1 protein-coding gene is annotated in these 699 nt (G+C 45.9%); it reads left to right on the plus strand.

The genetic code is table 11. The features are described 5' to 3' along the window. Positions 1-251 precede the first annotated feature (251 nt). Positions 252-699, plus strand: a 448-nt coding sequence (gene parM / locus CWM53_RS19355) for a plasmid segregation protein ParM domain-containing protein (RefSeq protein WP_220388353.1), incomplete at its 3' end; no start/stop codon positions are given.

Here is a 699-nt window from a genome sequence, read left to right on the forward strand (position 1 = left end):
TGAAAAGTTGTAGCTTCATCTTTCCTCCTGACACTCCAAAAATACTGGTTATGCATACAGTATATTTAACAGCGTGACGATAATCCAGATCGCATGCCTTAAGAACATTTTGAGTACATAAAGGTGTTCAAAATGCTCAAACTAATCATTTTGATATTTTTATATTGCTCATATTGAGAAATATTGCTTTTATTTTTTCATTTTGATCTTATAATTGGTATCAAATTGAGTGTAATTAACGGAGCATAATGATGAATATTTACTGCGATGATGGTTCAACTAATGTTAAGCTGGCATGGTTTGAAGGCGATGAGCTTCAGACCCGAGTCTCTGCGAACTCCTTCAGGCATGGCTGGAAAGTGGCGGAATTCAGTGCGGCAACGTTCAACTATCAGGTGGGTACGCTGAAATACACCTGGGACAGCGTCAGCCGGGATGCCATCCCGACAACAAACGTGGAATATCAGTACGGTGATCTCAACCTGCTGGCCGTGCATCATGCGCTGCTGAACAGCGGACTGGAGCCGCAGCCGGTGAGCCTGACCGTGACGCTGCCCCTGAGTGAGTATTACGACGGGGACTGCCAGCGGAACGAGGAGAACATACGACGCAAACGGGAAAACCTGATGCGTGAGCTGGTTCTGAATAAGGGCAGGGCATTTACCGTAACGGACGTGAAGGTGATGCCGGAATCACTGC

This window comes from Klebsiella sp. A-Nf5 (assembly GCF_002810545.1).
Lineage (GTDB): Bacteria > Pseudomonadota > Gammaproteobacteria > Enterobacterales > Enterobacteriaceae > Klebsiella > Klebsiella variicola.